Source organism: Streptomyces sp. NPDC059201 (assembly GCF_042754585.1).
GTDB lineage: Bacteria > Actinomycetota > Actinomycetes > Streptomycetales > Streptomycetaceae > Streptomyces.
The window spans coordinates 233,052-249,962 of the sequence record NZ_JBHZBB010000011.1 but is presented as its reverse complement, the minus strand read 5'-3'; the positions used below and the strand labels follow the sequence as shown (position 1 = coordinate 249,962).

General features: G+C 73.1%; 15 protein-coding genes. All 15 read right to left on the bottom strand.

The genetic code is table 11. The features are described 5' to 3' along the window. Positions 1 to 16 precede the first annotated feature (16 nt). The 15 genes from ACFXMG_RS30850 to ACFXMG_RS30780 all read right to left on the bottom strand — a co-directional run bounded on the left by ACFXMG_RS30850 (position 17) and on the right by ACFXMG_RS30780 (position 16,894). Positions 17 to 1,402, bottom strand: coding sequence for an aspartate aminotransferase family protein (locus ACFXMG_RS30850; RefSeq protein ID WP_383818597.1), 1,386 nt, complete (start codon positions 1,400 to 1,402; stop codon positions 17 to 19). A 10-nt stretch (positions 1,403 to 1,412) separates the two neighbouring features. After that, positions 1,413 to 2,429 carry an adenosyl-hopene transferase HpnH gene (gene hpnH, locus ACFXMG_RS30845; RefSeq protein ID WP_383818599.1) on the bottom strand — a complete coding sequence of 339 codons (1,017 nt, stop codon included), beginning with the start codon at positions 2,427 to 2,429 and terminating at the stop codon, positions 1,413 to 1,415. Between the two features lie 7 nt (positions 2,430 to 2,436). After that, a complete protein-coding gene (locus ACFXMG_RS30840; RefSeq protein ID WP_383818601.1) occupies positions 2,437 to 3,102 on the bottom strand; it encodes a 1-hydroxy-2-methyl-2-butenyl 4-diphosphate reductase in 666 nt (221 codons plus the stop codon). After that, positions 3,102 to 5,120, bottom strand: a complete 2,019-nt coding sequence (shc, locus tag ACFXMG_RS30835) for a squalene--hopene cyclase (RefSeq protein ID WP_383818603.1) — start codon at positions 5,118 to 5,120, stop codon at positions 3,102 to 3,104. The genes ACFXMG_RS30840 and shc overlap by 1 nt, the downstream gene beginning before the upstream one ends. A gap of 108 nt (positions 5,121 to 5,228) precedes the next feature. Next, on the bottom strand, positions 5,229 to 6,329 hold the full coding sequence (locus tag ACFXMG_RS30830; protein ID WP_383818606.1) for a polyprenyl synthetase family protein: 1,101 nt from the start codon (positions 6,327 to 6,329) through the stop codon (positions 5,229 to 5,231). Further along, positions 6,326 to 7,810, bottom strand: a complete 1,485-nt coding sequence (gene hpnE, locus ACFXMG_RS30825) for a hydroxysqualene dehydroxylase HpnE (protein WP_383818608.1) — start codon at positions 7,808 to 7,810, stop codon at positions 6,326 to 6,328. The genes ACFXMG_RS30830 and hpnE overlap by 4 nt, the downstream gene beginning before the upstream one ends. After that, positions 7,810 to 8,754: a presqualene diphosphate synthase HpnD gene (hpnD, locus tag ACFXMG_RS30820; protein WP_383818610.1), complete on the bottom strand. Its 945-nt coding sequence runs from the start codon at positions 8,752 to 8,754 to the stop codon at positions 7,810 to 7,812. Before hpnD ends, hpnE begins: the two co-directional genes overlap by 1 nt. Beyond that, complete coding sequence (hpnC, locus tag ACFXMG_RS30815) at positions 8,751 to 9,668, bottom strand: squalene synthase HpnC (RefSeq protein WP_383818612.1); 918 nt, start codon at positions 9,666 to 9,668, stop codon at positions 8,751 to 8,753. Before hpnC ends, hpnD begins: the two co-directional genes overlap by 4 nt. Before the next feature lie 243 nt (positions 9,669 to 9,911). Further along, the gene (locus ACFXMG_RS30810) at positions 9,912 to 10,544 is read right to left on the bottom strand and encodes a TetR/AcrR family transcriptional regulator (protein ID WP_383818614.1); all 633 of its coding nucleotides are present in this window, start codon (positions 10,542 to 10,544) and stop codon (positions 9,912 to 9,914) included. A 117-nt stretch (positions 10,545 to 10,661) separates the two neighbouring features. Further along, positions 10,662 to 11,450, bottom strand: coding sequence for an ABC transporter ATP-binding protein (locus ACFXMG_RS30805; RefSeq protein WP_383818616.1), 789 nt, complete (start codon positions 11,448 to 11,450; stop codon positions 10,662 to 10,664). Continuing rightward, the gene (locus ACFXMG_RS30800) at positions 11,443 to 12,366 is read right to left on the bottom strand and encodes an ABC transporter permease (RefSeq protein ID WP_383818634.1); all 924 of its coding nucleotides are present in this window, start codon (positions 12,364 to 12,366) and stop codon (positions 11,443 to 11,445) included. The genes ACFXMG_RS30805 and ACFXMG_RS30800 overlap by 8 nt, the downstream gene beginning before the upstream one ends. Before the next feature lie 173 nt (positions 12,367 to 12,539). Further along, positions 12,540 to 13,319: a CDP-alcohol phosphatidyltransferase family protein gene (locus tag ACFXMG_RS30795; protein WP_383818618.1), complete on the bottom strand. Its 780-nt coding sequence runs from the start codon at positions 13,317 to 13,319 to the stop codon at positions 12,540 to 12,542. Then, a complete protein-coding gene (locus ACFXMG_RS30790) occupies positions 13,297 to 14,358 on the bottom strand; it encodes an iron-containing alcohol dehydrogenase family protein (RefSeq protein ID WP_383818620.1) in 1,062 nt (353 codons plus the stop codon). Before ACFXMG_RS30790 ends, ACFXMG_RS30795 begins: the two co-directional genes overlap by 23 nt. Next, positions 14,346 to 15,083 carry a sugar phosphate nucleotidyltransferase gene (locus tag ACFXMG_RS30785; protein WP_383818622.1) on the bottom strand — a complete coding sequence of 246 codons (738 nt, stop codon included), beginning with the start codon at positions 15,081 to 15,083 and terminating at the stop codon, positions 14,346 to 14,348. Before ACFXMG_RS30785 ends, ACFXMG_RS30790 begins: the two co-directional genes overlap by 13 nt. Next, positions 15,080 to 16,894, bottom strand: a complete 1,815-nt coding sequence (locus tag ACFXMG_RS30780) for a DUF5941 domain-containing protein (RefSeq protein WP_383818636.1) — start codon at positions 16,892 to 16,894, stop codon at positions 15,080 to 15,082. Before ACFXMG_RS30780 ends, ACFXMG_RS30785 begins: the two co-directional genes overlap by 4 nt. Between the last annotated feature and the right edge of the window lie 17 nt (positions 16,895 to 16,911).

Sequence of the window (16,911 nt, the reverse complement as noted above, 5' to 3'; positions counted from 1 at the left end):
GCGGGACGCCGGCGGCTCAGCGCTGCGCGACCGCCTGCTTGACCAGCGTCTTCCCGAAGTCCCAGAGCAGCCCGCCACCGCCGTGGGCATCCTCCATGACCTCCGTGAAGGCGGTCACGAAGCGGTCCACGTCCGCCTCGTCGATCACCAGCGGCGGGATGAGCTTGATCACCTCCAGGTGGTCCCCGGAGACCTGGGTGAGGATCCGGTGCCGCTGGAGCAGCGGGACCACCACCATCTGCGCGAAGAGCCCCTTGCGGGCCGTCTGGAGCATCGCCCACCGCCCGCGCAGCCCCAGCGAGCTCGGCCGCCCGAACTCGATGCCGATCATCAGCCCCCGGCCCCGCACCGCGTGCAGCAGCTCGTACCGGGGCACCAGCTCCTCAAGCCGGCTCTTCAGCAGCCCGCCGACCCGCCGCACGTGCGCGACCGTCCCCTCGGACTCCATCACCGACAGCACCGCCAGCCCCGCCGCCATCGCCTGGGCGTTGCCGCCGAAGCTGGCGGAGTGGACCAGGACCCGGTCCATGGACGAGTAGACCTTCTTGAAGATCCAGTCCTTGCCGAGGGTCGCGCCGACCGGCACGTACCCGCCGGAGAGCGCCTTCGCCACGCACACCAGGTCCGGCTCGACGCCCTCCTCGTGCTGGTACGCGTAGAAGTCGCCGGTCCGGCCGAGGCCGGTCTGCACCTCGTCGGCGATCAGCAGCGCCCCGTGCCGGTGCAGCAGCTCCTGCGCGGCGGCGAGGAAGCCGGGCGGGGCCTCGTGGACGCCCTTGCCCTGGATCGGTTCGACCACGAAGGCGGCCACGTCGCCCTTGCGGAGCTCGCGCTCCAGGGCGTCGAGGTCGCCGAGCGCGATCGGCGTGTCCGGGAGCAGCGGGTCGAAGCCCGCCCGGAAGCCCTGCTCGCCGTTGACGGAGAGGGCGCCGGTGGTGAGCCCGTGGAAGGCGTGGTGGCAGTAGACGATCCTCGGCCGGCCGGTGGCGTACCGGGCGAACTTCAGCGCGGTCTCGACGGCCTCGGTGCCGCTGTTGCCGAAGAAGACCCGGTCGAGGTGGGGGCTGTGGGCGAGCAGCCGCTCGGCGAGGAGTCCGGGCAGCGGCGGGCAGTCGAAGCGGGTGAGGTCGGGAAGGTCCGCGTCGAGGACGTCGTGCAGGGCCCGCCGGACGACGGGGTGGTGCCGTCCCAGGCCCATGACGCCGAAGCCGGCGAGCATGTCGAGGTGGTCGTTGCCCTCGGCGTCCCAGAAGTGGGCGCCCTCGGCCCGCTCGTAGACCTTGTCGAAGCCGATGGTGCGCAGCATCCGCGGGAGCTGCGGGTTGAGGTAGCGGGCGTGCAGCGCGTACCGCTCGCCGCCGCGTGCGGCGAGCAGCGCCCGCAGGTCGAACCCGTCGGTCATGGCCCGGCCCTCAGTTGCCCGAGACGGTCTCGCGGACCGCCCGCAGCGACTCCTTGAGCGAGCCCATGGTGGCGAGGACGGCGGTCGGTTCGTAGCCGCAGTGCGCCATGCAGTTGGCGCAGCGCGGGTCCTTTCCGCGGCCGTACTTGTCCCAGTCGGTCTCCTCGACGAGTTCCCGGTAGGTGGGGACGTAGCCGTCGCTCATCAGATAGCAGGGGCGCTGCCACCCGAAGAGGGAGTAGTTGGGGATCGCCCAGGCGGTGCAGGGGAAGTCGGCCTTTCCTTCGAGGAAGTCGAGGAAGAGCGGCGAGTGGTTGAGCCGCCAGCGGCGCCGGTTGCCGCCCGCGAACGCCTTCTTGAAGAGTTCCCTGGTCTGTTCGACGCCGAGGAAGTGCTCCTGGTCGGGGGCCTTCTCGTAGGCATAGGCGGGCGAGATCATCATTTCGTCGACCTGGAGGTCGTCGTTGAGGTAATTCAGCACCTCGATGATGGTCTGCGGGGTGTCGGTGTTGAAGAAGGTCGAATTGGTGGTGACGCGGAATCCGCGCCGCTTGGCCTCCTTGATCGCCGCGACGGCCTCGTCGAACACGCCCTCCTTCGCCACCGATTCGTCGTGGCGTTCGCGCAGTCCGTCGATGTGGACGGCGAAGGCGAAATAGGGCGAGGGGGTGAAGTTCTCGAGCTTCTTGCGCAGCAGCATCGCGTTGGTGCAGAGGAAGACGTATTTCCGGCGGGCGACGAGCTGGCGCACGATCTCGTCGATCTGAGGGTGCATCAGGGGTTCGCCGCCGGCGATGGAGACCATCGGGGCGCCCGACTCCAGGACGGCGCCGACCGCCTGGGCGACCGGCATGCGCTGCTTGAGGACGCCTGCCGGGTGCTGGATCTTGCCGCAGCCCTCGCACTTGAGGTTGCAGGCGTAGAGCGGCTCCAGCTCCACGATCAGGGGGAACTTGTCCCGCTTGCGGAGCTTCTGTTCGAAGAGATAGGTCCCGACCCGGACGGACTGACGGAGCGGCATGGCCATGACCGGCTCACCTCCTGGGGAGCAGCAGAGAACGGTGCCATTCGAAGAAAGCGGGAAGGACGGCACGGAGGACACGGAAGGCCGATATTCCCCCGCGTACGGTGCCGATCCGGACCAGTTCGTGTTCGGGGGCGTCCACGACCACCCGTACGGCCGCAAGCGGGCGGGGTCCGGCCGCCCGTGCGGTACGGAGCGTGGCGGCGGACTCCATGTCGACGGCGATCGCCCCGCCGGCGGCCAGCGCGGCCCGCTCGGGGCCCCGCACCACGTGGTCGGAGCCGGTCAGCGGGCCGGTGTGCACGGTCCGGCCGGGCACGGCCCTGGCCAGTGCCTTGACGAGGAGGTCGGTCCCGTCGCAGACGAGGGCGCCGCCGGGGTCGCGGGTCTCCTCGGCGACGACCAGGTCGCCGGGGTGCATCCCGGGGGCGAGCCCGGCGCAGAAGCCGGAGGCGATGACGGCGGCGCCGCCCCAGCCCTCGCGGGCCAGCGCCCGGGACACCCCCCGGGTCGCGTGGGCGGGTCCCATGCCGGTGCGCACGACCCGGACGGGCCCGGGCGCGCCTTCGCGCTCGCCGCCGCGCAGGGCGAGGCGTTCGATGCCGAGGGCGCAGGCGATCAGCAGCGGCGGCGGGGCCTCGGCCCCGGGGTCCTCCGGCGGGCGGTCGCGGTCCATCACGGTCTCCCGCCGGGGGTGGGCTCGCCGTGCACGTACCGGCCGAGCGCGGTGAGCGGGAAGACCTGCCGGTAGAGGTGGTAGTTGATGGAGAAGTCCCAGGGGAAGCCGGTGCCGGTGAAGTACGGCTCGTCCCAGGAGCCGTCCTCGTGCTGGGTCTCCACCAGCCAGGCGACGCCGCGCCGGGCGGTCTCGGAGTCGCGCTCCCCGGCGGCGAGGAGGGCGATGAGGGCCCAGGCGGTCTGGGAGGCGGTGGAGGCGCCCCGGCCGATCCAGGAGCGGTCGTCGTACGAGCGGAGGTCCTCGCCCCAGCCGCCGTCCGGGTTCTGCGCGGCGGCGAGCCAGGCGACGGCCCGGCGGATCGCCGGATGGGAGGTGGGGAGTCCGGCGGCGGTGAGGGCGGGGACCACCGAGCCGGTGCCGTAGACGTAGTTGACGCCCCAGCGGCCGAACCAGGCGCCGTTGGGCTCCTGTTCGGCGAGCAGCCAGTCGACGCCCCGGCGGGTGCGCGGGTGGTCGGCCCGTCCCTCGTAGGCCAGCATCTCGACGACGTGGGCGGTGACGTCGGCGGAGGGCGGGTCGATGACCTCGCCGAAGTCGCAGAAGGGCAGCTTGTTGGGCAGGACGCTGGTGTTGTCGGCGTCGAAGGCGGCCCAGGCGCCGTTGCCGGACTGCATGCCGGCGGTCCAACGGGCGGCGCGGGCGACGGTCGCGTCCACCCGGGCGGGGTCGGGGTGGCGGACCCGGCGCAGGGCGAGGATCACCTCGGCGGTGTCGTCGATGTCCGGGTAGTTATCGTTGTGGAACTCGAACGCCCAGCCGCCGGGCGGGAGTCCGGGGCGCCGCACGGCCCAGTCGCCGGTCCTGGTGATCTCCTCGTCGAGCATCCAGTCCACGGCCTTCACCAGCGCCGGGTGGTCGGCGGGCAGGCCGCCGTCGGCGAGGGCGATGGTGGCGAGGCAGGTGTCCCAGACGGGCGACTGGCACGCCTCGATCATGCGCACCGGGCCGTCGGGTTCCTCGCGCCAGACGGCGAACCGGTCCAGGGACTCCAGTCCGGCCCGCATGACCGGGTGGTCCAGGTCGTAGCCGAGGAGGTGGAGGGCGATCACCGAGTAGACGGCCGGCGGCTGGATGCCGCCCCAGCAGCCGTCGTTCTCCTGCCGCTCGACGATCCAGCGGGCGGCGGTGTTCATGGCCACCCGGCGCGGCCCGCGCGGGGCGAACCGGTGGTAGACGTGGAGGGCCTTGTCGAGGCGCTGGAAGAGCCCGTCCCAGCCGGTGAGCGGGGCGAGCGGGCGGCGCGGCGCCGGGCGGTCCGGGTCGGTGTGCAGCTCGTCGAGCGGGAAGGGCGCGGGGCGCACCGGGCGCTTCGCGGAGACGACGGTGAGCGGCACGATGGTCTGCCGGGCCCAGCAGCCGAAGTCGTAGATGTTCAGCGGGAACCACTTCGGCAGGAAGATCAGCTCGGGCGGCAGCTCGGGCAGGTCCTCCCAGCGCCACCAGCCGAAGAGGGCCAGCCAGATGCGGGTGAAGACGCGGGCGGAGGCGATCCCGCCGTGGGCCCGGACCCAGGAGGCGGCGCGGGCCATGTGCGGGGCCTCGGGCCGGTCGCCTGCGAGCCGGAGGGCGACGTACGCCTCGACGGTGGCGGAGACGTCGCCGGGGCCGCCGTAGAAGGTGGGCCAGGTGCCCTCCTCGTACTGCCGGCTCCTGATGTGGCGGGCGGCGGCCGCGAGGGTGTCCTGGTCGAGGATGCCGAGGAACTGGCGGAGCAGCAGGTCCTCGGCGTCCATGGTGATGTTGGTCTCGAGGTCGCCCTTCCACCAGCCCTCGGGGGCCTGGCGGGCGAGGAGGTGGTCGGTGGCCCGGACGGTGGCGCGGGCGGCGGCCTCGTCGAGGCGCCCGGGGGCGGCGGCGAGGCCGTCCGCGGGGGTGGTGCGGTGGTGTGGTGCGGTGCTGGCCGCGGGCGCGAGGGGGCCGAGGGCCCCGGCGTTTCCGTCGGTCGTCGCTGTCATGGCTTCCCCTTCGTGGCAGTCGGTTTCCTCTGCTCCTGCGGGTCTGCCGTCGGCCGGTGCCGGGTGGCACCGGCCGGCGACTGCGCACTCATATCTGGCTGTGGGTGATCATTTCTTCCGTACGACGACGAAGTCGGCGAGGGCGATCAGCTGGTCGCGCACCCGCGCGGGCATGTCGACCTCGTGCAGGGCGCGGAGCGCGACCGCGTGCTGGCGGCGGGCCTCCTCGGCGGTCCACTCGCGGCCGCCGGCCTCCTCGATGAGGGCGGCGCGGTAGGCGAAGTCCTCCTCGGTGAAGGAGTCGAAGGCGGGGGACTTGGCGTCCTCGGCGAGCAGCCGGCCGAGCCGCTCGGACGCCTCCCCGCCGGCCGCGAGGGCGGCGACGACGGGCAGCGACTTCTTGCGCTGCCGCAGGTCGCTCCAGGTCTGCTTGCCGGTGGCGTCCGGGTCGCCCCAGATGCCGAGGAGGTCGTCGACGGCCTGGAAGGCGAGGCCGAGGTGGTAGCCGTACTCCTCCAGCTTGTCGGCGGTGCGGTCGTCGGCGCCGCCGAGGACCGCGCCGATGGAGACGGCGCAGGCGAGGAGGGCGCCGGTCTTGTTGCCCTCCATCTCCAGGCACTCCTCGACGGTGACCCGCTCGCGGTGCTCGTAGGAGATGTCCTGGGCCTGGCCGTCGATCAGCTTGCGGTTGGCGGTGGTCAGCCGGCGGGTGGCGCGGCCGGCCTCGACGGTGCCGAGCTCCAGGAGGATCTCGTTGGCGAGGGCGGAGAGCGCGTCGCCGACCAGGATGGCCTGGGCGGGGCCGAACACCTTCCACACGGTGTCGCGGTGGCGGCGCTGCTCGTCGCCGTCCATCAGGTCGTCGTGGAGCAGCGAGAAGTTGTGCACGAGCTCGACGGCGACGGCGCCGGGGACGCCGACCTCGGGCGCGGCGCCGGCGGCCTCGGCGGAGAGCAGGGCGAGCGCGGGGCGCACGGCCTTTCCGCTGTCGGCGTCGGTGGGGTTGCCGTGGGCGTCGATCCAGCCGAAGTGGTAGGCGGCCACGGTGTCCATGGGCGATGCGAGACGGCCGACGGCCGCCCGCATGACGGGGGTGGACAGGGTCCGCCCCCTCTCCAGCAGGGCGCTGACGTCCGCGGTGTCGACGGCCGGGGTCCCCGGGGGCACGGTCGGCACGGTCTCTCCTCTGGTTCCTGTGATCACACTCATGCCGCCTCCTGTAGCGGATGGTCGTGGCGGCGGCCGAAGGCGGAGAGCGCGGCGCCCGCGGCGCTGAAGCCGCTTCGGACGGCACCCTCCATGGTCGCGGGCCAGCCGGTGGCGGTCCAGGCGCCGGCCAGGTAGAGGCCGGGCGCACGGGTGCGGGCACCGGGGCGGAGGCGCCCGACGCCCGGGGTGGGGGCGAAGGTGGCGGTCCGTTCCCGGGTGACGAAGAAGTCGCGGACGCCGGCGCCGCGGGCGGCGGGCAGCAGCCGTTCCAGCTCGGGCAGGTAGCGCTCGCGGAGCGCGGCGACGGGCTCGTCGATCTCGTCCTGGGCGGCGGACTGCGAGACGGCCAGGTACTGGCCGCCGCCGGTGAGTCCGGAGGACGCGGTGCGGTCGAAGACCCACTGGACCGGGGAGCCGAGGGCGGTGAAGAAGGGCCGCCTGAGCACCTTGCGGTCGTAGACGACGTGCAGGTCGAGGATGGGCGCGGTGCCGATGTCGAGGAGCCGGTCGGCGTCGTCGAGCGCGTCCTCGGGGAGCAGGGCGTGGGTCTCGGTCTGGGGCACGGCGAGGACGACGGCGTCGGCGTGGAGGGTCTCGCCGGGCACCTCGACGGTCCAGCGGCCGTCGTCGGTACGGGAGATCCGCTCGGCCTTGGTGCGCAGCAGGGTCCGGACGCCGAGTCCGTCGAGGGTCTTGCCGGCGAGGGTGTCGTGGAGGTGGCCGAGCGGCACGTGGGCCCAGCCGATGTCGGCGGCGCCGGGGTCGGTGAGCAGCCCGGTCTTGAAGACCATGGCGGCGAGGCCCATGGAGGCGTCCGGGGCGGGGGCGTTGAGGGTGGGGATGCCGACCAGGTCCCACAGCGCCTCGATGGCGCGGGCGGACTGGCCGTGCCGGCCGAGCCAGGTGGCGAAGTCGATGCCGTCGAGGGCCGGGTCGGCGGGGTCGAGCTTCTTGAGCGCGAGGGCGGCGCGGCCGACGGAGGCCCGCTCGGCGAGGGAGAGGTGGGGGTACGTGGCGAGGCTGCGGGCCAGGTGGAAGGGGACCGGCAGCGCGTCGCGGCGGATCCGGCCGAGGCGGGGGCCGCGGGGGTGGGCGACGTCGAGGACGGGTACGTCGAGCCGGTCCTGGAGGGGAGCGAGCCGGGCGCCGTCGACGCGGTCGAGGAACCAGCGGTAGGCGGTGCAGCAGCGCAGGTAGACGTGCTGCCCGTTGTCGACGGTCAGTTCGCCCCGCCGGAAGGAGAACGCGAGCCCACCGAGCCGCGGCCGCCCTTCGAGCAACGTGACGCCAACCCCGGCGTCGGCAAGCTGCACCGCCGCGGTGATCCCCGCAAGCCCACCCCCGACGACGACGGCACTGGGCCGCACCGCCCCCGAGGAGCCACTGTCCACGCCGCCCCGCCGCGAGGCGCGGGGCACGTCACCGGCGGCCGCGGGGACGCCCTGCGGCCCCGGCGTGTCGGGGGCGTCGGTGGGGGGCATCAGGCGCGCCTCCTGACGGTGGTGCGGGCGATGTGGCGGGCGTCGAGGCCGGAGAGGCCGCGGACGGCGACGTACGCCTTCTCGGGGCCGGGCAGCGAGACCCGGCCGCGGAGGACGGCCCCGGGGTCGCGCTCGATGCGGTCGAGGAGCCGGCGGTAGATGCCGGCCATGGCGGCGACGCAGGCGCCGCTGCGCCGGTCGAGCATCGGCAGCAGCCGGTAGCCCTCGGCGAAGAGGGCGCGGGCGCGGCGGACCTCGAAGTGGACGAGCCCGGCGAAGTCGGCGCCGGGCGCCGGGGTGGCCGAGCCGAAGCCGTCCTGGCAGCCGAAGCGGGCGAGGTCCTCTGCGGGGAGGTAGGTGCGGCCGTTGCCCGCGTCCTCGCGGACGTCCCGGAGGATGTTGGTGAGCTGGAGCGCGAGGCCGAGGGTGTCGGCGTACTCGGCGGCGCGTCCGGCCTCCGCGGCGCCCGGCTGGGTGCCGAAGACGCCGAGGGAGAGCCGGCCGATGGCGCCGGCGACGCACCGGCAGTAGACCTTGAGGTCGTCCCAGGTCCGGTAGGTGGCGCCGCGGACGTCCATGAGGACGCCGTCGATCAGCTCGTCGAGCCCTTCGAGGGGGATCGGGAAGCGGCGCGCGGAGTCGGCGAGGGCGACGGCGACGGGGTCGGTGTCGTCCTCGGCGACGTCGTCCTTGCGGACCCGGTCGAGCAGGGTCCGGGTGGCTTCCAGGCGCTCGTGCTTCACCTCGGGCGCGAGGGTGCCGTCGCCGATGTCGTCGACCCGCCGGGAGAAGGCGTACAGGGCCGACATGGCCTGCCGCTTCTCGGCGGGCAGGAGGCGGATCCCGTAGGCGAAGTTGCGGGCCTGCTGTCCGGTGACGGCCTCGCAGTAGCTGTACGCGGCCTGCACCGGCGCGGACGGCCGGGTCAGTTCCTCCACGGTCACGTTCCCCCCTCTCGGCGCGCCCGGAGCAGGACCGCTCCCGCCTGGCGCGTCAGGCTCGGCTTGGTGGGCTTCGGCGGTCCGGCGAGGACGTCGAAGCCGGCGGCGGCGATGGCGTCGAGCGCGGCGAGTCCGCCGGCGGTGAAGCCGGTGAGGAGCAGGCGCAGGCGGCCGTGGACGCTGCCGACGAGCGGGGTCCCGGCGTGCAGCAGGGCGCGGGCGCGTTCGGCCTGGAAGGCGACGAGGGAGCGTACGGCGGAGCCGGCGGTGGGCCGGGCGAGCTCGTCCTCGGTGACGTGGAAGCGCTTGAGGTCCTCGGCGGGGAGGTAGATCCGGTCGCGGGCGAGGTCCTCGGCGACGTCCTGGAGGTGCTCGACGATCTGGAGGGCGGTGCAGATCTCGTCGGAGCGGCGGATCCGCTCGGGGGTGGCGGTGCCGGTGATGCCGAGGACGAGCCGGCCGACGGGGTTGGCGGAGAGCTCGCAGTACGCGAGGAGGTCGTCGTACGTCTCGTAGCGGCGGACGAGCTGGTCCTGCCGGTTGGCCTGGATCAGGCCGAGGAACGGGCCGGGGGTGAGGCCGCGGCGCCGGACGGTGGGCTGGAGGGCGCGCAGCAGCGGGTGACGGGGGGTGCCGTCGAAGACCCGGTTCAGGTCCTCCTCGAAGGCGTCGAGGAGGAGGAGCCGGTCGGCGGCCTCGTCGGGGCCGAGGCCAAGGAAGGCGGCGTCGGCGCCGCCGGGGGCGAGGTCGCCGTCGCCGATGTCGTCGACGAGGCGGGCGTATCCGTAGACGGCCATGAGGTCGTCGCGCCAGTCACGGGGCAGGAAGAAGGGGGCCACGGGGAAGTTCTCGTCCGCGGCCTTGCCGAGTGTGGTGCGCGAGGGGTCGTCGGCGCGCACGTGCCGGGGAGCCGTCACCGGGCGGCGCCCGGCGCGGGGACGGCGACACCCACGTGAAGCTGGAGATTCTGCGTCATGGCCGTCATATCTCCCGTTCTACACTGCCGATCCAATCCATCCTATTTCGGACACGCCGCCGCGCACGAGCACGCGCCCGCCGGGGGGTTCCGGGGGCGCCGTGGGGCGATGTTGGATCAGACCGGTACAGCTTACGTTGTACGAGAGATGTCGCCATTCGGGGGGCAGGTCAGCGGGGGCAGGTCAGCGGGGGCGGGCTCCGGAGACGACCATGGCGAGGGTGGTCTCGACGACGTCGTCGCGGCGCCGGGCGGAGAGCCGGCGCAGCGGGCCTTCGAGGAGGAGCAGCGAGAGGCCGTGCACGGCCGACCAGGCGGCGGCGCCCGCGGCGGGCCTGCGGCCGGTCCTGTCGAGCGCCTCCAGGGTCTCGCGGAGGAGGACGAAGGCGCGGATCTCGGGCTCCGGGGGCGCGGGGGCGCCGGCCGGCGGTCCCCCGGCGGCGGGGCGGACGGTGCCGAAGGCGGCGCGGTAGAGGCCGGGGTGCTCGACGGCGAAGCCGACGTAGCCGCGGCAGAGGGCGGCGAGCCGGCGCTCGGCGGCGAGCACGGGGTCGTCGGCGCCGGGCTCGCGGGCGGCGGCCCGCTCCATGGCCTCGGCGAGCCGGGCCCTGGCGTGGGCGCGAACGGTACGGAGCAGTTCGCCGCGTCCGTCGAAGTGCCGGTAGGCGGCGGTGGGCGAGACGCCGACGCGGCGGGCCGCCTCGCGCAGGACGACCCTCTCGGGGCCGCCCTCGGTGGCGAGGTCGACGGCCGCGCAGATCAAGGCGTTGCGCAGGTCGCCGTGGTGGTAGTTCTTTCCGCCCGAGATCCCTGGCATGGGCTCATCCTGCCCGATGTTGACCGCATGAACATTCCGGGCGGGGGCGCGGGGGCGAAAACCGGAACGCCCCCTGCCGGTGGCGGGGGGCGTTCGGTACGCGGTGCGGCGCGGAGTTCAGCGGGCGGTCTCGCGCTCGTACGCCTTGAGGACCTCGTCGGTCGGGCCGTCCATCAGGAGCTGGCCCTTCTCCAGCCAGAGCACCCGGTCGCAGGTGTCCCGGATGGACTTGTTGCTGTGGCTGACCAGGAAGACCGTGCCGGCCTCCTTGCGCAGCTCGCGGATGCGCTCCTCGGAACGGATCTGGAACTTGCGGTCGCCGGTGGCGAGGGCCTCGTCGATGAGGAGGACGTCGTGGTTCTTCGCGGCGGCGATGGCGAAGCGGAGCCGGGCGCCCATGCCGGAGGAGTACGTGCGCATGGGCAGGCTGATGAAGTCGCCCTTGTCGTTGATCCCGGAGAAGTCGACGATGTCCTGATACCGCGCGTGGACCTCCTCGCGGCTCATGCCCATGGCGAGTCCGCCGAGGATGACGTTGCGCTCGCCGGTGAGGTCGTTCATCAGCGCCGCGTTGACGCCGAGGAGCGAGGGCTGGCCGTCGGTGTAGACCCGGCCGCTCTCGGTGGGGAGCAGGCCCGCGATGGCGCGCAGCAGGGTGGACTTGCCGGAGCCGTTGGTGCCGATGAGGCCGATGGCCTCGCCCCGGTAGGCGGTGAAGGTGACGCCGCGGACGGCGTGCACCTTGCGGACCCCGCGGGTGACCTCGGCCTTGCCCTTGCCGACGATCCGGCTGAGGGCCGCCGTGGCGCTGCCCTTGCCGCCGCCGCCGGTGTTGACGCGGTAGACGATGTGGACGTCGTCGCAGATGACGGTGGGCGTCTTGGCGCCCTGGATGCTGTCAGCCACGGCCGTACCTCTCCTCGGCCTTCCAGAAGTAGACGAAGCCGCCGATCCCGAGGAGCAGTGCCCAGCCGAGGCCGGTGGCCCAGACGTGGTCGGGCAGGTTCTCGGGGCCGTAGCCGTCGATGAGGGCGAAGCGGATCAGGTCCATGTAGACCGCCGCCGGGTTGTACATGAGGATGTCCGCGATCCACTGCGGCTTGTCCTTGAGCATCACGGGGATCGAGAACATGACGCCGGAGGCGTACAGCCAGGTCCGCATGACGAAGGGCATCAGCTGGGCGAGGTCGGGCGTCTTGGCGCCGGCCCTGGCCATGATCAGGGCGAGGCCCACGTTGAACACGAACTGGAGGAGCAGCGCGGGGATCACCAGCAGCCAGCTCGCCGTCGGGTAGCTGCCGGAGACCATGACGATCGCGACGAGCACGATCATCGAGAAGAGCAGTTGCTGGAGCTGCTGGATCGAGAAGCTGATGGGGAGGCTGGCGCGCGGGAAGTGCAGGGCCCGCACCAGTCCGAGGTTGCCCGAGATCGCCCGTACGCCGGCCATGACGGAGCTCTGCGTGAAGGTGAACACGAAGATGCCCGTGACCAGGAAGGGGATGTAGACGTCCTTGTCCATGCCCTTCCCCGCGCCCAGGATCAGCCCGAAGATCAGGTAGTAGATCAGGGCGTTGAGCAGCGGGGTCGCCACCTGCCAGACCTGGCCCAGCTTGGCCTGGCTGTACTGGGCGGTGAGCTTGGCGGAGGAGAAGGCCACGATGAAGTGGCGATGGCTCCACAGCTGCCGGACGTACTCGAACAGCCCGGGCCGGGCGCCGCTGACCGCGAGGCCGTACTTCGCGGCGAGGTCGCCCGGGGCCAGGCCCGCGTCGACGGAGGACGGAGGCGCGCTCGTCGCGACCGCCCCGCCCTGGTGCATGTCACTCACAGTCGAAACTTTCGTGTTCACGGTGTGCGGCACATCGGGGTGCCACGATGTCAGCTGACCGGTGGGCGGCCCCCGGCACCGGGTCCGCCGCCACACCGTACGCCATCCGGGCGGCCCGCCGGGACGCCGGTTCGATCTTCGGCGGGCGGCGGGCCGGGGTACCGCTACTTCAGTCTGCTGGACGCCAGGATCGAGACCAGGTGCAGGACGGTCTGGAGCAGGGCGATGCCGGCGAGGACGGCGACACCGAGCCGGGAGAAGAAGAGGTCGCCGCGCAGGTGGTCGGCCACGGCCAGGACCAGGATCAGCAGCGACGCCTCGATCCCGAGGATCAGCCGGTGGAACTTGAGGGCGCCGGCGGCGCGGCGGGCCAGCGCCATGCCGGAGGAGCGCGGCTCCGAGGCCGCCTCCTTGACCGGGGCCATGCCGTTCTGGTGGCGGGCGACGCCCACCAGGTCGGTCTCGGCCTTGATCAGGATGGCGCCGAGCGCGGCCAGGGTGCCGAGGAAGGCCCAGAGCCAGTCGATCCGGCCCTCGCCCCACAGGTCGGCGGCGCGCAGGCCGAAGCCGACGAGCACGGCGGCGTCACACAGGTAGGCGCCGACCCGGTCCAGGTAGACCCCGGCGAGCGAGTACTGCTTCTTCCAGCGGGCCAGCTCGCCGTCGACGCAGTCGAGCAGCAGGTACAGCTGCACCGCGACGACACCGAGCACGGCGCCCCACACGCCCGGCAGCAGCAGCGCCGGGGCGGCGAGGACGCCGGCCAGGGTCATCAGGTACGTCAGCTGGTTCGGCGTCACCCGGGTGTCCGCCAGCCGGCGGGTGATCCTGAGGGAGATCTCCCGCATGTAGAGGCGGCCGCCCCAGTGCTCGCCGCTCCGCCGGTCCTTCACACCCGGAGGGTGGACGACCGGGCGGAGCTCAGCTACCGATGGCTTTGGCATAGTCGGCGTACGCGTCCCTGATCTCGTCGGTGGACAGGTCGAGGTGTTCCAGGATGGTGAACCGGCCCGGCCGGGTCTGCGGAGCGAACTCCACCGCCCGCGCGAACTCGTCGACCGTGAAGCCCATCTCCTCCGGCAGCACGGGCAGGCCGTGCCGGCGCAGGGTCTCCACGATCACGCCGGACTCCTCGCGGGCACCGCGCAGGTGCATCGCGAAGGCCGCGCCCAGGCCGCACTGCTCGCCGTGGCTGGCCGCGCGGGTCGGGAAGAGCAGGTCGAAGGCGTGGCTGATCTCGTGGCAGGCGCCCGAGGACGGGCGGGTGTCGCCGCTGATCGACATGGCGATGCCGGACATCACCAGGCCCTCGGAGAGGGTGACGAGGAAGTCGTCGTCGCCGACGCCGCCGGGGTGCCGGAGGATCGCCTCGCCCGCGCTGCGGGCCATGGCGGCGGCGAGCCCGTCGATCTTCTCGCCAGTCTCGCGGTGGGAGAGCTCCCAGTCCGCGAGGGCGGAGATGTTCGAGATCGCGTCGCCGATGCCGGAGCGGATGAAGCGGACCGGGGCGTCCCGGATCACGTCGAGGTCGATGACCAGCGCGAGCGGGGTGGGCACACCGTAGGAGCCGCGCCCGTTGTCGTTGTCCAGGGTGGACACCGGGGAGCAGATGCCGTCGTGCGACAGGTTGGTCGCGATGGCCACCAGCGGCAGCCCGACGCGGGCGGCCGCGTACTTGGTGACGTCGATGATCTTGCCGCCGCCGAGGGCGACCACGGCGTCGTACCGCTTGCCGCGCATGGCGTCCGCGACCTTGACCGCCTCGTCTATGGTCCCGCCGGAGACGGTGTACCAGTCGGCGCCCGGGAGCTCCGGGGCGAACTGGTCACGCAGCTTCAGGCCGGAACCACCGCTGATGACGACGGCGATCTTGCCGTTGCTGGAGATCCGCTGGTCCGCGAGGAGCGCGGACAGGTCGTCCAGCGCTCCCCTGCGGATGTCGACGACGACCGGCGACGGGATCAGTCGGGTCAGTACCGGCACGCGATCTCCCGGCCCTTGGCGAGGTCGTCGTGGTTGTCGATCTCGACCCAGGAGACCTCGCCTATGGGCTCGACGTCGACGGTGAAGCCGCGGTTGACGAGCTCCTGGTAGCCGTCCTCGTAGTACAGGTCGGGGTCGCGCTCGAAGGTGGTCTTCAGGGCGTCGGCCAGCTCCTCGGCGGCCTCGGCCTCGATGAGCGTGACGCCGATGTACTCGCCGGTCGCCTCGGCCGGGTCCATCAGCTTCGTGATCTTCTGGACGCCCTTGCCCTCGGCGGCGACGACCTTCATCTCCTCGTCGGCGAGCTGCTTCACCGTGTCGAGGGCGAGGATGATCTTCTGGCCCTTGCCGCGGGCGGCGAGCAGGGTCTTCTCGACGGAGACCGGGTGGACGGTGTCGCCGTTGGCGAGGATCACACCGCGCTTGAGGACCTCACGCGCGCACCACAGGGAGTAGGCGTTGTTCCACTCCTCGGCCTTGTCGTTGTCGACGAGGGTGATCTTGAGGCCGTACGTGGCCTCCAGCGCCTCCTTGCGGGCGTAGACGGCCTCCTTGCGGTAGCCGACGACGATCGCGACCTCGGTGAGGCCGATCTCGGCGAAGTTCTTCAGCGTGAGGTCGAGGATGGTGGTGTCACCGTCGACCGGCACGAGGGCCTTCGGGAGGGTGTCGGTGTACGGGCGAAGTCGCCGTCCGGCACCGGCTGCCAGAACGAGGCCGATCATGCTGTTTCTCCTTCGTCGTGAACGGCGGGTGCTCCGGAGGAGACCCAGAAGCGGATGGACTCCACGAGCACCACGAGGGCGAGCGCGCCCGCCAGGGCGGTGAGCGCCAGGGTGAAGTCGTCGCCGCGGTCCACCAGGACGGCGGCGAGGACGGTCACCAGGAGCGTGCGCCCCTCGTGTCCGCCGGTGATCCGCACCAGCCAGGCGGGCGGCGCGCCGGTGCCTCCGCGAATGCGGTACACCGTGTCGTAGTGATGGTAGGCGACCGCCGCGACCAGGCCGAATGCCGCGGGGACGGCCTGCGGTACGTCCGATCGGGTGGCGAGCAGCAGGATCGTGCCGTACTCGGCGGCGCGGAAGAGCGGCGGGAGGAGCCAGTCGAGGCCGCCCTTGAGGGGGCGGCGGACGGCGATGCCGGCGAGGAGCGCGTAGCCGCCCGCCGCGCCGACGGTGGCCCAGCCGCCGACCGGGGCGGTGGCCGCGACGGCGAGCATCAGGGCGGCGGCGAGGAGCGCGGCGACCGGTGCCGGAGCCGGGAGGCGGCGGGTGACCCGGCCGATCCCCAGGGCCAGTGGCCCCGAGTCCGCGAGGGCGGCCAGGGCGTCGGCGGCGCGGTCGGTGCGCGGGCCGCGCCGCTTCACCGAGCGGAGCAGTCGCCCCGCGGTGGTGTAGCAGGCGGCGAAGGCGCAGCCGATGATCAGCGCCCAGAAGACGATCCGGGGGCTGGTGACGGCGGTGAGGACGGCGATCATCGCCCAGCGCTCGCCGATCGGCAGGATGATCATGCGGCGGGCCCAGACCGTCCAGCCCACGCCGTCGAGCCGGCTGGAGAGGGCGAGGCCGGTCTTGGCCGTGGTGCCCGCGGTCGCCTCGTCGGGCGTGTTCGCCTCGTTGAAGGCGAAGTCCACGACGTGCCGGCAGGTCATGAGGATCATCGCGCCGAGCGCGAGCGTCCACACGTCGTCGCCGTCGCGGGCCGCGCCGAGGGCGAGGCCCGCGTAGAAGGCGTACTCCTTGGCCCGGTCGAAGGTGGCGTCGAGCCAGGCGCCCATCGTCGAGTACTTGAGCGCGTACCGGGCGAGCTGCCCGTCGGTGCAGTCCAGGACGAAGGAGACCAGCAGCAGGACGCCGGCGGCGACGTAGCCGCCGAGCTCGCCGGTGGCCGCGCAGCCGGCCGCGATCAGGGCGGTGAGCAGCGAGGCGGTGGTGACCTGGTTGGGGGTGAGGCCGCGGCGGGCGCACCAGCGGGCGATGTACCGCGAGTACGGGCTGATGAAGAAGGTGGTGAAGAAGCCGTCGTGGGCCTTCACGGCGGAGCGGAGGCGGACGGCCTCCTCGTCGACGGCGTCGACGGCGGCGCGGGCCTCGTGGCGGGCCGCGGCGTCGGCGGGGACGGTGGCGACGAGGGTGCCGAGCGCGGGCCGGTGCACGGCGACGCCGTCGGCGTCGAGGGCGTCGGCGAGGGCTCCGGCGAGGTCCTGGTCGGCCTCGGGGGCCGCCGGCGCGGTGAGCACCGGGGCGGCGGTCAGCGCGCGGGCCAGGGCCGGACGGGCCTCGGGCTGCGCGGAGAGCGCGCCGGGCACGGCCGCGGCCGGGAAGCGGGGGTCGGTCAGCGCGAGGCGCAGGGCGTGCGGGTGCCCGACGAAGCGGGAGTCGACGAGGGCGACGCGCTCGCTCGCGGGGACGGCGGCCAGGAGGGTACGGGCCTCCTCGGCGCCGTCGGCCCGGCGGACGTCGAAGCCGAGGGACCGCAGATCACCGTCGAGCGAGGATCCGGGTGCCGGCGGGCCGGTGAGGATGGCGGTCGACAGACGAACTCACTCCTTGG

What these genes read in the sequence shown, in the direction of transcription:
- ACFXMG_RS30830 (WP_383818606.1), bottom strand. Translation starts at nt 6,329, where the DNA reads ATGAGTGTGATCACAGGAACCAGAGGAGAGACCGTGCCGACCGTGCCC.
- ACFXMG_RS30810 (WP_383818614.1), bottom strand. Translation starts at nt 10,544, where the DNA reads ATGCCAGGGATCTCGGGCGGAAAGAACTACCACCACGGCGACCTGCGC.
- ACFXMG_RS30785 (WP_383818622.1), bottom strand. Translation starts at nt 15,083, where the DNA reads ATGATCGGCCTCGTTCTGGCAGCCGGTGCCGGACGGCGACTTCGCCCG.
- ACFXMG_RS30840 (WP_383818601.1), bottom strand. Translation starts at nt 3,102, where the DNA reads ATGGACCGCGACCGCCCGCCGGAGGACCCCGGGGCCGAGGCCCCGCCG.
- ACFXMG_RS30800 (WP_383818634.1), bottom strand. Translation starts at nt 12,366, where the DNA reads ATGCACCAGGGCGGGGCGGTCGCGACGAGCGCGCCTCCGTCCTCCGTC.
- ACFXMG_RS30795 (WP_383818618.1), bottom strand. Translation starts at nt 13,319, where the DNA reads ATGCCAAAGCCATCGGTAGCTGAGCTCCGCCCGGTCGTCCACCCTCCG.
- shc (WP_383818603.1), bottom strand. Translation starts at nt 5,120, where the DNA reads ATGACAGCGACGACCGACGGAAACGCCGGGGCCCTCGGCCCCCTCGCG.
- hpnH (WP_383818599.1), bottom strand. Translation starts at nt 2,429, where the DNA reads ATGGCCATGCCGCTCCGTCAGTCCGTCCGGGTCGGGACCTATCTCTTC.
- ACFXMG_RS30850 (WP_383818597.1), bottom strand. Translation starts at nt 1,402, where the DNA reads ATGACCGACGGGTTCGACCTGCGGGCGCTGCTCGCCGCACGCGGCGGC.
- hpnE (WP_383818608.1), bottom strand. Translation starts at nt 7,810, where the DNA reads ATGCCCCCCACCGACGCCCCCGACACGCCGGGGCCGCAGGGCGTCCCC.